The sequence below is a fragment of the Oceanobacillus timonensis genome (genome assembly GCF_900166635.1).
GTDB classification, from domain to species: Bacteria; Bacillota; Bacilli; order Bacillales; family Amphibacillaceae; genus Oceanobacillus; species Oceanobacillus timonensis.
Map to the genome: position 1 here is coordinate 523,115 of NZ_LT800497.1, position 14,883 is coordinate 537,997.

Below are 14,883 nucleotides of genomic sequence, written 5' to 3' on the forward strand. Positions count from 1 at the left end.
CATGCCCCATATCATAAAATAATATACTCTGATTTCAAATATATATTTCTATCAATCTTGTATAAGCCGAAATCTCCTTGTCCAAACTATTTCATAAATAGGCGGAAGGGAGATTTTTTTATGAAAAAAGTATGGTTTGCTATTGGACTTTTATTTTTATTATTATCTATTATTCCTGTAATTAGTGTAGCAAAAGAAATGCAAAATAAAGAGCTCGACTATCAAGTTATCCCGGACGAAGCAATCAGGCTGCGCATTCTGGCCAACAGTGACAGTGAGAAAGATCAGGACGTCAAACACAAGGTACGTGATGAAGTCAATGAAGTTATTACAGAATGGGTGAAAGATATAGATGATATTGAAGAGGCGAGACAGCTGATTAATGACCGGCTCCCTGAATTAGAAGAAGTGATTAAGGATACACTAAAAAAAGAAAACAGTGACGAAGATTTCGAACTGGAGTATCGAGAGGATGTTTCCTTTCCTGCAAAATTATATGGAAACTATCTTTATCCAGAAGGAGAGTATGAAGCGATTTTAGTCACGATAGGAGAAGGTTCTGGTGCGAACTGGTGGTGTGTCCTGTTTCCGCCGTTATGCTTTTTAGATTTCTTTAACGGTACATCAGTAGCAGAGGGAGAAGAAGCACAGGCGCAAGCAGAAGAGGAAGAAGAAGAAGTCGAAGTAGAATTCTTTCTATTTAAATGGTTAGGGTTGTCATAGTTTTGTTCACGGAGACATAAGCTTGTAGTAAAGAGGAACTTGATATAGCGGAACATTTTATCCACAGAACGAGGATTGCGTGAATCAGGTTGATATCTCAAGAATGGAGGATGGAACATGCAAATCTACCAAGTCAAAGAAGCGAAGATAGAGCTGATGGAGGAATTTATTCAAAAGAATGAAGGGCTTTCCGGCAAAAAATTGACAAAAGATAGTTACGTGGTAGAGATTAACGGAAAGATTGAAGGCTGTTTTAACCTGTATATGGTCGATGATTCAACGTATTGGCTGAAGCAATTATATTTAACGAAAGAACACGTTCAAAAATTGTTTGTTGTTTTTGAATCTGTGCTCGTTATTTCCCGAGAAAATAATATAAAATGTGTATATGTGCATAATCAGAGCCCAGTTGTGGATATCTTGTTGGAGTCTTTACAATTCAAAAGAGAAAGCGATGTCACTTTTAAAAATATAAATTCAGAAAAAACAGGGAATTGGTGGGCATATCAAGTTTCTTAGCCTATTTGAAAATGATCAACCCTTGCTATAAGCAGAATGACATTCTGTTTTGTTTGTCAAGCAAAAATTATACACACTACTCACAGGGGTCTGTGTATAATTAGGGGATATATGTGAGCAATTATTTATTTGTGGATAAAATCCGTGGATAATGTGTATAAATAGACGGAGATTGACCTTTTTTGCGTTTCTGCTGTGTATCAACTAAAATAGAAACGTAGAAAAGAGGGAAAGATATGCACACGAAAGTATGGAGAATGGACGCAGAAAATATAATGGATAAAGATTTAAAAGAAGCAGCAGCTATATTGAAAGCAGGAGAGGTTGTTGCTTTTCCTACAGAAACCGTATATGGGCTGGGAGCAGATGCCACGGAAGAAGCAGCTGTCCGTAAAATATTTGAGGCAAAGGGACGGCCGCAAGATAATCCATTGATTGCCCATGTGGCCTCTATAGATCAATTAAAAGAACTTGTGACATGTATTCCAGACTATGTGTATACGTTAATCCAAGCCTTCTCTCCTGGCCCATTAACATATATTTTACCGGCAAGTGATGACTGTGCAGATAATGTTAAAGCAGGGTTATCCACAATTGGTGTACGAATTCCCAGTCATCCGATTGCCCTAGCTTTTATTCAAGCAGCGGGAAAACCGGTTGCAGCACCAAGCGCTAACGTGTCCGGAAAGCCTAGTCCGACTGCTGCAGAGCATGTGTATGAAGATTTAAACGGACGAATAAGTGGTTTGATTGATGGTGGACAGACGGGCGTTGGTTTGGAATCAACCGTGATCGATTGTACGGGAGAAATCCCGGTTATTTTGCGTCCTGGCGGCGTAACGAAAGAACAATTGGAGCGGGTGACAGGTACGGTCATGATGGATCCGGGACTTGTTAAATCGTCTGAAGATCGGCCGAAAGCGCCTGGGATGAAATATAAACACTATGCGCCTGAAGTTCCGCTTTATTTATTCGCAGGTACCAGCCAGGCATTCCGGCAATATGTGGATAAGGAAATGCAAGCAGGAAACAGAGTGGGTGTGCTGATGTCTGATCAAACAGCTGCTATGTTTACAGAAGAAGTGTATATCCACAAGCTGGGAAGAACGATAGAAGAAATTGCATCTTCATTATATGATGGTTTACGCTTTTTCAAACAAGCAAATGTGGATAAAATTATTTGTGAAACATTTTCTGAAAATGGAATCGGCCAAGCTGTAATGAACCGTCTGCGAAAGGCAGCCGACCGTGTTATAGAGGAATAAATAAACACAGTATTCATGAAAAGCATTCATATTCCATCCTTTTAAAGCATAAGTTGTACAAGCATGCTTTAAAGGGGGATGTATGGATGTTTTTTTCTATCGAACTACTTTCATTAGCCTTACTCGCAATCGGTTTAAGCATGGACGCATTCTCCATCAGCTTAGGCTTGGGAATGAATAAGATACGCTTGAAACGGATTGCGATAATTGGTCTGGTAATTGGCAGCTTCCATATGCTTTTCCCGATGGCAGGCATGCTGCTTGGACATGCATTATCCGAACAGGTAGGACAGTGGACGGCACTCGCTTCAGGAATCTTGTTATTCTTTATTGGCGCCCATATGTTTTTCTCTGCTTTTCGTATATCGGATGAATATCGCTGGCAGCCAGCCGGTATCGGATTATGGATATTAGCTGGCAGTGTCAGTCTGGACAGTTTCACAGTAGGTTTCAGTCTTGGGATTTCAGGCGTAACCATCGTTATTACGCTTATTATTTTTGGAGTCGTAAGTTGTTTATTGACGTGGGCAGGTTTGCTATTAGGAAGACACCTGCAAGGCTTTCTGGGCAGCTATAGTGAAATGTTTGGAGGGCTTATTCTTTCCTGTTTTGGAATTTATATGTTATTCAGCTGATGAGCGACGCCGTTGTCATTCGTAAAATATCAAGAAAAATCTATCCCCTTTGCAAGCATTTCCTGCCATAGCCCGGCGTGATATAGAAAACCTGTATTTCCAAAGAGGTGCGGGTTTTTCTCCATTTATCGCAGCTTGGGGATAGAGCAGCCAGTAACGGCCCGATTCGTTCCTGCCTACAGGACGTAAGCCACAAAGGAGCCTGAGACGTAACGTCTGCACTGGCACATCCCTCTGCGTCGAAACCCACCACTGAAGGAAGTTTCACTTTATGATATGATAAATGAAAATATATTATTAAAAATGTACCCAGCATGTTATAAACAGGAGGATATACCTATGAATGTGCTATTTGTATGTACAGGAAACACATGTCGCAGTCCAATGGCGGAAGGGTTGCTAAAGAATCGTGCGCCAGCGGATATGCAAGTGAAATCCTGTGGAATTACGGCTATGCCGGGAGGACAGATGAGCAGCCAGACAAAAGAAGTATTAAGACAACAAGGGATTGAGATGGATCACCAGGCCACCCCAATCAATGAACATCTCGTTCAGTGGGCAGACTTGATTCTGACCATGACCGCTTCCCATAAAGAAACACTTTGGTTCCAATTTCCTGAATACAGAAAAAAAATATATACACTTAAAGAATTTGCCCTACATGCCGATATACAAATATGGGACCAATTAGAAAAAGCCTATGCAGATTTGGAAGAAAAAAGAAGGCGCTATTTAGAGCATAACGATTCCGAAATAAACCCGGCAAAACAAGGCGAATTCGTGTATGAAACCTGCCGGGAAGAAATAGAAACCATTCAACATTTAAAAAAACAGCTGACACACTCGGATATCGCAGATCCGTTTGGAGGATTGGCTATGGATTACTTGAGGACAGAGCAGGAAATTGAAGCATGTCTGAACCAATGGTTATCCTCTTAAAAACATGTTACTAACTCTTACATTTCCAAAAACCAACATAAACAAAAAAACAGGGGTATAGAACATGCGCTTTTGTCTTTAAAAAAAGAAGTAGATGACTGCATCCTGTGCATTCTATGGAATGTTTACAGTTGAAGAGAAGAATAGACCCTGGTTATTAGCGCTCATTCCAGGGTCTTCCCATTTTTAGAATAGGGTTTTTCTGCTGCTTAGTGCTTTCCTTTGAAAATAGACATATGAAAAATATGGAGGAGTGGGCATTTTAATGGGAAAAAGATATCGATTCAGTCTTAGATTAAAGCTTGTTGTATTTACCACCTTTTTAGCACTTATTACATATTCAACAAGTGCTTTCTTTATTTACATTTTATTTGACTATATTCATTCCTGGATCAATGTATCGCAGCAGACTTTTGTTATTTTGACATTGCTGGCCGGTGTTATGTGGTCCGGCATCCTGGCTTTTTTTGCTGCAAGATGGATTACAAAACCATTGCAAAAACTAGAAAAGATAACCGGGGAAGCAGCAAAGGGAAATCTGGAAGTGCGGGCAGAAATTCCGCAGTCGGATGATGAGATTAAATCTTTGTCTGTTGCTGTAAACAGTATGCTTGAAAGTTTAAATAAAATGGTGACAAATATTGATCAGCACTTCGAGGAAACAAATCGAACGGTTCATGAACTAAAAGTAGCTTCGAATACCGCGACAAAACACGCGGCAGCTATTGGTGAATCTGTCGGTGAAATCTCAGATGGAGCAGAAAATTCATCTCGTGCAACCCAGGAAACGGTCGGATCAATTGAAATCGCAACAGAATTAGCTAATGAAGTACAACATAAAGCAGAAACATCGAAAGAGCAGTCTCATGCCATGATCCATATGCTGGAAGAAGGACAAAATGTAGTGAAACAATTAGTTGACGGAATGGAGCGTATCGCTGTGGAGCAGGAAGTCTCTTTGGAAGATGTGAATCATTTACGACAAAGTACGATGGAAGTGGAAGGGATTATCACTTTAGTCGGCGAGATTGCGGAACAAACCAACTTACTGGCATTGAATGCTTCCATTGAAGCAGCCCGTGCAGGGGAACATGGAAAAGGGTTTGCAGTCGTGGCTGAAGAAGTGCGGAAGCTGGCTGATCAAAGCGGGCAGGCAGTAAATGATATTTCCGGGCTGCTGCTTTCGATTCAAACAGACGTGAAACAGTTGGCCGAAAAAATTAATATCAATGCGACATCTGCACGGGAGGAAGTTGGCCGTGGTGAAAATACAAACCATACCATTACGGAAATGGGGACGACGGTAACAGAGACAGCTGCACAGGTAGATAAGATTTACGAACTGGTAGAACAGCAGCTGCAATCGATTCAAAATACAGCAAATCAATCGCAGGAAGTAGCGGCTATTGCGGAAGAAACATCTGCAGGGACGCAGGAAGTCAACGCCGCAATTCAAGAACAAATCGGTACCATGGAACACGTGGATCAATTAGCAGGGCAGATGGAAGAACATGCTGGAAGTCTAAGAGAACAGATTAACCAATTTAATGTGAAGCAAGAGACGGAACCTGCCCGCGAAATGCCTGGAAGGCGCTCGGATAGCAATGGGGACAGTTTAGTTGAAAACAGGCATCAAGATGTATCGTAATTTTAAAAAAATCATGGTATGCTATAAATGATTCTATTATTTGTTGCTGTGGCAAACGAATCAACAGAAGGACGATAAGCAGGTGTTCAAACAGGCTGATAAAGAGTAAGGGTGTGTCATGATGATAACGAAAGATTTAGAACAAGTTATGAATCAATGGCTGGCGATAAGCAGCCCGCAAAAAAATGAGATTGTTGTTATTGGCTGTTCAACAAGTGAAGTAGCTGGTCAGCCCATTGGAACAAGCGGAAGTACGGAAATTGCCAAAAGCCTTTATGAGCAGATGACGAACTTTCAAAAGCAAACAGGTGTGCATTTGGCTTTTCAATGCTGTGAGCATTTGAATCGTGCACTTGTTGTAGACCGGGAGACAGCTGTGCAATATGGACTGGAAGAAGTTGCTGCTGTACCTGTTCCAGAAGCAGGTGGATCCATGGCGAGTTATGCTTATAGACAAATAGAACATCCAGTTGTTGTGGAAAATATAAGCGCTCATGCCGGATTGGATATTGGCGAAACAATGATTGGTATGCATTTAAAACCAGTGGCTGTTCCGCTGAAATTAGAACAGCGCACGATTGGCCAAGCCCGGGTAAGGGCAGCTCGTACTCGTCCGAAATTAATCGGCGGTCATCGGGCATATTACGGAGAAAACCCAGCGAGATAAGTCATTCCTTTTCGTTTGAACAACAAATAATAATAAATTTTCACCCTATATAGGAGGCTGTGCAGTAATGATGGAATATGTAAAACAAGCAGATAATGAAGTTTTTCAGGCGATGATGCAAGAGAAGGAGCGTCAGCATAATAAAATTGAGCTGATTGCTTCCGAAAACTTTGTGTCCAAGGCGGTTATGGATGCAATGGGGTCCATACTCACCAATAAATATGCGGAAGGCTACCCGGATAAACGCTATTATGGCGGTTGTGAGTATGTGGATATTGTAGAGGATATTGCTAGGGACCGTGCGAAGGAAATATTCGGCGCGGATCATGCCAATGTACAGCCTCACTCCGGTTCTCAAGCGAATATGGCAGTATATTTCACTTTTCTGGAGCCTGGAGATACGGTATTGGGAATGAATTTAAACCATGGCGGGCATTTAACGCATGGAAGCCCGGTTAACTTCAGCGGCGGTTTGTACAACTTTGTTGATTATGGTGTGGATAAAGAGACAGAAAAGCTGGATTATGATGCTGTTCTTGAAAAAGCAAAAGAAGTGAAACCCAAACTGATTGTTGCCGGCGCAAGTGCGTATTCACGAGGCATTGATTTTAAAAAGTTCAGAGAGATTGCAGACGCTGTGGGTGCTTATCTGATGGTGGATATGGCCCATATTGCCGGGTTAGTTGCTACGGGTCACCATGAAAATCCGGTTCCATACTCTGATTTTGTCACCACAACAACGCATAAAACATTACGCGGACCGCGCGGCGGTATGATACTCTGTAAAGAAGCGTATGCGAAGAAAATTGATAAAGCCATTTTCCCAGGAATTCAAGGCGGACCTTTAATGCATATCATTGCAGCAAAAGCTGTTTCCTTCAAAGAAGTCTTATCGGATGATTTTAAAGCTTATTCCGGAAACATTATCGAAAATGCGAAAGCACTTGGAGAAGCACTGCAAAAAGAAGGTATCCGGATTGTTTCAGGCGGTACAGATAATCATTTATTATTATTAGATGTTACACCATTAAATCTGACTGGAAAAGCAGCAGAAAAAGCGTTAGATGATATCGGCGTCACAACCAATAAAAATACGATTCCTTTTGATACGGAAAGTCCGTTTGTTACAAGTGGTGTCCGTATTGGAACGGCAGCTGTAACAACACGTGGATTCGGCGTGGAAGAAATGAAAGAAATTGCTGCAATTATCTCTCTTACGCTTAAAAACTTAGAAGACGAAGATAAATTAAACGAAGCAAAAGAACGTGTACAAGCATTAACAGATAAATTCCCGTTATATAAATAAGATATCCCCATTGTGGATAAAGTAAAACAATATCGAAACAGGAAAATGAAAAAATCCGTAGAACAGCGATTAACTGCTCTGCGGATTTTTTAATTACAATCAGCTTGATTTCTTCACGAACCAGCGAGATAATGAAAAGTGAAATTGGAATTTTTGCAATAAACTATTATTGCTATCATGAAGTAGATTAACTTGAAAGAACACGTGATTTTCAGTACAATTTGAACGATATATAAATTGAAGGAGTGATCCTGGCGTGAGTAATGTATTTGTATTTGATCATCCGTTAATTCAACATAAATTAACGTATATTCGTGATAAAAATACGGGAACAAAAGAATTTCGTGAGCTTGTAGATGAAGTAGCAATGTTAATGGCGTTTGAAATTACAAGAGATTTACCGACATCGGATGTGGAAGTGGAAACACCTGTAAAGACGTCCCACTCAAAAGTATTAGCTGGTAAAAAAGTTGGGCTGGTACCAATTCTTCGTGCTGGTTTAGGAATGGTAGACGGTGTACGTAAACTGATTCCGGCAGCAAAAGTTGGACATGTTGGTTTGTATCGTGATCCGGAAACATTTAAACCGGTAGAATACTATGTGAAATTGCCAAATGATATAGAAGAACGTGAACTGATTGTAATTGATCCCATGCTGGCGACAGGCGGATCGGCAATTGATGCTATTGGTGCTTTGAAAAAGCGTGGCGCGAAAAATGTCCGTTTGATGTGTCTTGTTGCTGCGCCAGAGGGCGTGAAAGCAGTACAGGAAGAACATCCGGATGTAGATATTTACTTAGCAGCTCTGGACGATAGTTTGGATGACCATGGTTACATTGTTCCAGGCCTTGGTGATGCGGGAGACCGTTTATTTGGAACAAAATAAGAGAATGAAAGACAGACTGGGTATCCCATCCGGTCTGTTTTTTATTTGCATAACTCAACTTTCACACCTAAGAATAAGCATAAAAACCTTGCTATTCCAGGATGAATATGGTCTCTACCAGCATACTTGCTTTTCGTTCAATCATCCTTCTATTTGTTGAACATGGTATGGTGTATAGCTCCACTCCGACCAACCACTACGCTTTCCGGCGTGCAAATGTTTTCGATGGGACGAGTAACCGCAGCAATGTTGTCAGGCTAATATGACCGCTACGGAAAAACACTACGCTTTCCGCGGGCTTGAGCTCAGCCTCCTCGGAAAAAAGAAGTTCGCTTTTTTCCTGCGGGGTCTTCCCACTGCGCTTTCCCGCAGGAGTCTCCGTGTTTTTCCTCCGCTGGTTAGCGTTATTGCTTTATGCTTGTAGCAACTATCATTTTTTTGAAAATTTATTAACCTGACAGCATTGGTAATTGCGAAAGCTCTTCGGTGGGGCGAGTAATCGCAGCCCCAGTCTCAACTCCAGGAGTCACGGTTTTAGCCTGCAAACCACTTAGGAGTCTACGCGGTTGACCTGTGCTCTAATAGGATTCTATAGCGCATGGAAGAAATAGCATCCTGATGAAGTTAGATGAAATAATCACTTTCATGCACAGAGAGGAATGATTGTTGAACATTTTTACCATGCACCACGAAATATCTGTTCTTTCTGGTCTAATTTTTATTTGTTCAACTATATCAACCGCATAGAATCCCCTACTAGCGGAGGCGGTGCCTTACACCTTACCTTCTATTCTTTATCAACAGATGTACAGAAGTAACGATCAACCCCTGTTCCCATGGAATGGAAGTTACTTTTTAAAGGCCGAAAGTCGAGTGAATAAAATAACTTTTTTCCACGAAAACTACGCTGTAAAGGTGGAGATGTTATGTGGAAAAAAGTGCTGTGTTTATGGACGGTTTGCATGATTTTATCACTGATCCCAATCGTGCATGATACGTATGCTGAAGAACAGAAGCAAACACTCATTATCGAGGTGGAAGGTGATCCGGAAAAAGTAAAAGAAGAAATAGAAGCGTATCATCCATTTGTTGAAGTAGTAGCCGTGTACGATATTGTTTTTAAAGGACTTGCTGTGGAAGGCAAAGCAGAACAATTGGCGGAGCTGGGTTCGATTGAACAAGTCAAGACACTTCACCAAGTGCAAACATATGAAACGCAACCGCAGCATTCAGACAATGCGGATGTGACGGAACAATTGGAACCTTCCGCATCAAAACCATATGATATAAATACAACCGATTTTACCGGAAAAGGTGTCAAAGTAGGTGTTATTGACACAGGAATTGATTATGAACATCCTGATTTGCAGAAGAATTACCAGGGTGGTTACGACTTGGTTGATTTTGACGATGATCCTATGGAAACAACCCCGGAGGAAGGGCAGCCTACAGAGCACGGGACGCACGTTTCAGGAATTATTGCTGGGAATGGAGACATAAAAGGGGTCGCTCCAGATGCGGAATTATATGCTTACCGCGCCTTGGGACCAGGCGGGTCAGGTTCTTCCGTTCAAGTATTAGCAGCATTGGAAAAAGCAATAGAAGACGAGATGGATATTATTAATCTGTCGCTTGGGAATGATGTCAATATACCGGATTATCCAACAAGTATGGCGGTGAACCGTGCTAGGGAGATGGGCATTATCGTAGTAATTGCCAATGGAAACAGTGGACCGGATGCATGGACCGTCGGATCGCCGGCAACAGCAGACCATTCCGTTTCCGTAGGAGCATCAACAACGCCGCAGAAAGAGCCGGTACTGACAGATACCTTGGAAGAAAAGGAGATACCTTTACTAGAAGCAATTGGGGCTCCACAATGGGAACTGGACAATGATTATCAGCTCATCGATATGGACAATATGGAGCAGGGGCAATCCTTGCACGGCAAAATCGCCATTACCAGACGAAATGAAATACCTTTTTTTGAATTGGCGTTACAAGCAGAAAGCATGGGGGCAGAAGCTTTAATCATTTATAATTCTGAATCTGGACCGCTGCAGGCCTCTGTGGACAATAATCGGCAGCCTGTCAATATTCCGGTTGCTTCTATCGAGAAAGAAGAAGGAGAGTGGCTGCAGGCACAAATAAACAAAGGGAATTATTTTATAGATTCGATTCAAAAAGAGAATACTATCACGATTGCACCTTTCAGTTCAAGAGGACCGGTTACCGTGCATTGGAATATTAAACCGGATATCTCAGCTCCTGGAGCGGGTATTTGGAGTACGGTTCCGGGAGGGTATCAAGCAATGAATGGAACAAGTATGGCTTCTCCGCATGTAGCTGGAGCATTTGCTGTTTTAAAAGAGGCGCATCCGGATTGGACGGACGAGCAGCTGGTTGGAGCCCTGAAAACAACAGCACAACCCTTTGAAGAAGCGGAAACTCGCTTAAATGCTACAACACAGGGGATGGGGCTTATTCATCTGGAAGCAGCTGCCGATCCATCTACAATTATATATGATCCGCAACTGGAATTCGGTAAGCTGAATCAGTATCAGGAAGCTTTTACCGAAACAGTCACGGTCGAAAATAAAACGGACAAGGAACAGACCTATTATTTTGAAATGCCGGAGCGGAAGGATGGCTTCGTTTGGGATATTCCGCAATCTTTCACGATTGAACCGCAAGCACAAAAAGAAATAACGGTAAAACTATCGATGAACCGGGACCGATTGGAAGAAGGCGTTCATGAAGGGTGGTTGACGCTTAGAGAAGGGGAGAGCAACTACGAGTTGCCTTACATTATTGTTAACCAGGAAGCTGATCAGCCAAAAACAGCAGGATTTGAATTTTACCTCGAACCTTTTGAAAACGCAGATTATAAATATCAATTTTATGTAACGGAATCGGTGAAAAAGATGAATGTCAGCTTATACAACCCAGAGACTTTTCTGTTTGAAAGGAAACTGCTGGAAGAAACAGAATTAAAAGAAGGAAAGCATGAAGGAGTGCTTCGTAAAGAAGAAGCGGGGGCACCTGGATATTATCTGGCATTAATCACAGCGGAACTTGAAAATGGAGAATTTGAACAGATAGAGACAATGATCATGATTGAGTGAAAATATACCTGTGAATTCCCTGGTCCAGTATAGTTAAAAAGACACGTTCACAAAACTGTCATTTTAAGTTGGAAGCATTTGTGAATTCATTTCTTTGAGAAATATTTCACAAATGCTTCTTAATGGGCAATGACCCTGCCTGAAGGTGCATTATTACAGTTCTGAAAATACTTTGAACATTATGTGATACTCGTTGACAACTCTTACAGGCGTATTGTAAACTTATTTAGTGTGGAGAAAAGGGGGAGCAGACTTAGCCCATTTAAAAATTGATGCTTTCTGAAAGTATGCGAAATGCATTTCTCTGCCTTTTATACATAAGATGCAATATTATGTAACACCTCCGCATCTAAGACTACAAGTAGTATTACCCAGTAAGAAGTTCCCCAACTTGATTGAAAACGAAAACGGATGCAAATGCATGTTTCTAACGGTAATATCTAAGTTGACGGGCATTAGGAGTGAAACAGCATTGATGTCTAATTTTGATAATATGATTATCCGTCAGCGAAAATGGATGCTTTACTGGTTGGCAATTTTAGTACTTTGCGCTGGATTTCTACCGTATACCCGAATTTTTCTCGGTTTAATCCTGGGTAGTAGCATCAGTTTTTATAACTTGTGGTTATTGCAGCACAAGTCAGACCAACTCGGCAAGACGGTTGCAGCCGGAGAAACGGCCAAAACTGGTTTAGGTACCTTTTCCAGAATGGCTGCCGCGGTATTAGCGGTTGTTGTTGCGATACGTTTTGATGAGTATTTTCATCTGTATGCTGTAATTTTTGGGATTGTTTCTTCCTACGTGATTATGATGATAGATGTCATTGTCTATCAACTAGTTATACGTAATCGCAAAGAAGACTAATCCTTCCAGTATTCCATTTTACTTATAAATAGTTTTAGTAAAGGGGTGATAATTTTGGATCATGAAAATCCAATAGTACATGATATCTTTGGGATACCGGGTGCTGATTTAAATCTTTCAAATGTGTTAATGACTTTTATCGTGTCACTGATTGTTTTCGTTTTCTGTGTGTGGGGAAGCAGAAAATTGCAAATGAAACCCAAAGGGATGCAAAACTTTATGGAATGGGCAGTAGAGTTTGTGCGGGGCATTATAAAAGACAATATGGATTGGAAAACAGGAAAAGTTTTTCTTCCGCTTGGATTGACACTCATTTTTTATATCTTAGTAAGTAACCTTGTCGGAGTAGCTACTGTTGGAGTGGTTGGACACGATTTATGGTGGAAGTCTCCTACCGCGGATGCGAGTCTTACTCTAGCATTGTCAACAATGATTATTTTATTGACACACTATTACGGCATCAAAGTTCGAGGAACAAAAGCATATTTAAAGACATACGTGAGCCCGGTGCCATTTATGTTACCATTTAAAATAGTAGAAGAATTTACAAATACCTTAACATTGGGTCTTCGTCTGTTTGGTAACCTTTATGCTGGTGAAGTTTTATTAGGTCTATTGGTAGGCTGGGCAACTTCCAGTGCGTTCGGTTTCGTCGGAGCAGCATTGCCGATGCTTGCATGGCAAGGATTCAGTGTGTTTATCGGTGTTATTCAATCGTATGTATTTGTTATGTTAACAATGGTTTATATGTCTCATAAAGTGAGTGCAGACCATTAAATAAATAATATTAAGTTGTTTTTTACACATAAAAAGGAGGAAATTATTCATGGGAGCTTTAGCAGCAGGTATCGCAATAGGCCTAGCAGCATTAGGTGCTGGTGTAGGTAACGGTTTAATCGTAGGTAGAACAGTAGAAGGAATTGCACGTCAACCAGAATTAAGAGGCCCGCTTATGGGGACAATGTTTGTCGGGGTAGCACTTGTTGAGGCTGTTCCAATCCTCGCAGTAGTTATCGCATTTATGGTCATGTAATTGACGTTTGATTTTCCAAAAATAGAATGGCGAAGTTTGTCTCAGAGAGAACCTTCGCCATTCCTTTATGCTGGAACAACAGTTTCAAAAAATATGACAAATTCGTGCTTCATAAACGAATAGAGAAACAGGCTTTTATATCAAAGCGGAAATATCTCAATTTCGGGTGAACGTCTTAGCGAAAGGAGTGGAATTCGTGCATTCATACATTGATTCATTAGTAATAGGCGCCGATGTCGGCGGCTTGCAATGGCCGGATATGCTGGTTCAGCTGTTTTTCTTCCTTATTCTTCTTGCATTGTTGAAAAAATTTGCCTGGGGACCATTGATGAAAAAAATGGAAGACCGTGAGCAATATGTGGCGAATGAAATTGATGCAGCTGAAAAAAGCAGAGCTGAAGCAGAGAAGGCTTCTAAAGAAGCAGCTGATCAGCTAGATCAAGTGAGAGCAGAAGCTCAAAAAATGATTGAAGATGCAAAAGCAGCAGGCACCAGGCAAGAGGAACAAATTATTGAATCTGCGAAGAAGGAAGCAGATCGTATAAAAGAAGCTGCCCAAGCAGATATTCAAAACGAGAAAGAAAGAGCTATCGAAGCGCTGCAGGATAAAGTGGCATCTCTATCTGTATTAATTGCAAGCAAAGTTATTGAGAAAGAGTTAAGCGAGCAGGATCAGGAGAAACTGATCAACGAATACATTAAAGAGGTAGGAGAAGAGCGATGAGTTATGAAGTAGTTGCGAAACGATACGCAGATGCTCTTTTCAGACTTGGTATAGAACAACAGAAAATCGAACAGCTTACGGCAGACTTAAGAGTCGTCAAGCCTGTTTTTCAAAATGATAAGAAATTAGCTAACTTCCTGACACATCCAAAAATTGATCAGGCAACAAAGAAACAACTTGTCGTAGAAGCATTTCAAGGAGTGGACGAAACCATTTTGAACACCCTTCAATTACTGGTGGATCGTCACCGTATATTGATTATTCCAGCCATTATTGACGAATTCCTTGCTCTCGTAAATGATGCGAAAGGAATGGCAGATGCTACTGTATATTCGACAAGAAATTTATCGGATGATGAAAAGACTCAATTAGAGCGTTCTTTTGCTGCCCGATTAGGAAAAAGCGCCGTTCAATTTCATAATATCGTTGACCCGTCGATTCTTGGAGGAATCAAGATTCGCGTTGGAAATACGATTTATGACGGGACAGTCAAAGGGAAGCTGAATCGAATCTCCCGTAGAATTGTGTCTGCTAATTAAATGATGATA

15 protein-coding genes are annotated in these 14,883 nt (G+C 41.2%); all 15 read left to right on the forward strand.

The window, feature by feature from the left end; genetic code table 11:
* Positions 1-120 precede the first annotated feature (120 nt).
* The 15 genes from spoIIR to B7E05_RS02950 all read left to right on the forward strand — a co-directional run bounded on the left by spoIIR (position 121) and on the right by B7E05_RS02950 (position 14,874).
* Complete coding sequence (gene spoIIR, locus B7E05_RS02880; protein WP_080872351.1) at positions 121-723, forward strand: stage II sporulation protein R; 603 nt, start codon at positions 121-123, stop codon at positions 721-723.
* 117 nt (positions 724-840) lie between these two features.
* Entirely contained in the window at positions 841-1,242 is a 402-nt protein-coding gene (locus B7E05_RS02885; protein WP_080872354.1) for a hypothetical protein, read from the forward strand.
* Positions 1,243-1,478: 236 nt separating this feature from the next.
* Positions 1,479-2,507 carry an L-threonylcarbamoyladenylate synthase gene (locus B7E05_RS02890; protein ID WP_080872357.1) on the forward strand — a complete coding sequence of 343 codons (1,029 nt, stop codon included), beginning with the start codon at positions 1,479-1,481 and terminating at the stop codon, positions 2,505-2,507.
* An 86-nt stretch (positions 2,508-2,593) separates the two neighbouring features.
* The gene (locus B7E05_RS02895; protein ID WP_080872359.1) at positions 2,594-3,142 is read left to right on the forward strand and encodes a manganese efflux pump MntP; all 549 of its coding nucleotides are present in this window, start codon (positions 2,594-2,596) and stop codon (positions 3,140-3,142) included.
* Positions 3,143-3,481: 339 nt separating this feature from the next.
* Positions 3,482-4,081, forward strand: coding sequence for a low molecular weight protein arginine phosphatase (locus B7E05_RS02900; protein ID WP_179134436.1), 600 nt, complete (start codon positions 3,482-3,484; stop codon positions 4,079-4,081).
* Positions 4,082-4,346: 265 nt separating this feature from the next.
* A complete protein-coding gene (locus tag B7E05_RS02905; protein WP_080872362.1) occupies positions 4,347-5,729 on the forward strand; it encodes a methyl-accepting chemotaxis protein in 1,383 nt (460 codons plus the stop codon).
* 118 nt (positions 5,730-5,847) lie between these two features.
* Positions 5,848-6,396, forward strand: coding sequence for a TIGR01440 family protein (locus B7E05_RS02910; RefSeq protein WP_080872364.1), 549 nt, complete (start codon positions 5,848-5,850; stop codon positions 6,394-6,396).
* Positions 6,397-6,466: 70 nt separating this feature from the next.
* Positions 6,467-7,702, forward strand: a complete 1,236-nt coding sequence (locus tag B7E05_RS02915) for a serine hydroxymethyltransferase (protein WP_080876194.1) — start codon at positions 6,467-6,469, stop codon at positions 7,700-7,702.
* A gap of 256 nt (positions 7,703-7,958) precedes the next feature.
* Positions 7,959-8,588, forward strand: a complete 630-nt coding sequence (gene upp / locus B7E05_RS02920; protein ID WP_080872365.1) for a uracil phosphoribosyltransferase — start codon at positions 7,959-7,961, stop codon at positions 8,586-8,588.
* Between the two features lie 926 nt (positions 8,589-9,514).
* On the forward strand, positions 9,515-11,713 hold the full coding sequence (locus tag B7E05_RS02925) for a S8 family serine peptidase (protein WP_080872367.1): 2,199 nt from the start codon (positions 9,515-9,517) through the stop codon (positions 11,711-11,713).
* Positions 11,714-12,188: 475 nt separating this feature from the next.
* A complete protein-coding gene (locus B7E05_RS02930) occupies positions 12,189-12,578 on the forward strand; it encodes an ATP synthase subunit I (RefSeq protein WP_080872368.1) in 390 nt (129 codons plus the stop codon).
* Positions 12,579-12,632: 54 nt separating this feature from the next.
* Positions 12,633-13,355 carry a F0F1 ATP synthase subunit A gene (gene atpB / locus B7E05_RS02935; protein WP_080872370.1) on the forward strand — a complete coding sequence of 241 codons (723 nt, stop codon included), beginning with the start codon at positions 12,633-12,635 and terminating at the stop codon, positions 13,353-13,355.
* Between the two features lie 49 nt (positions 13,356-13,404).
* Positions 13,405-13,611, forward strand: a complete 207-nt coding sequence (atpE, locus tag B7E05_RS02940) for a F0F1 ATP synthase subunit C (RefSeq protein ID WP_080872372.1) — start codon at positions 13,405-13,407, stop codon at positions 13,609-13,611.
* Positions 13,612-13,807: 196 nt separating this feature from the next.
* Positions 13,808-14,335 carry a F0F1 ATP synthase subunit B gene (locus B7E05_RS02945; RefSeq protein WP_080872373.1) on the forward strand — a complete coding sequence of 176 codons (528 nt, stop codon included), beginning with the start codon at positions 13,808-13,810 and terminating at the stop codon, positions 14,333-14,335.
* Entirely contained in the window at positions 14,332-14,874 is a 543-nt protein-coding gene (locus B7E05_RS02950) for a F0F1 ATP synthase subunit delta (RefSeq protein ID WP_080872375.1), read from the forward strand. The genes B7E05_RS02945 and B7E05_RS02950 overlap by 4 nt, the downstream gene beginning before the upstream one ends.
* The last annotated feature ends 9 nt before the right edge of the window (positions 14,875-14,883 follow it).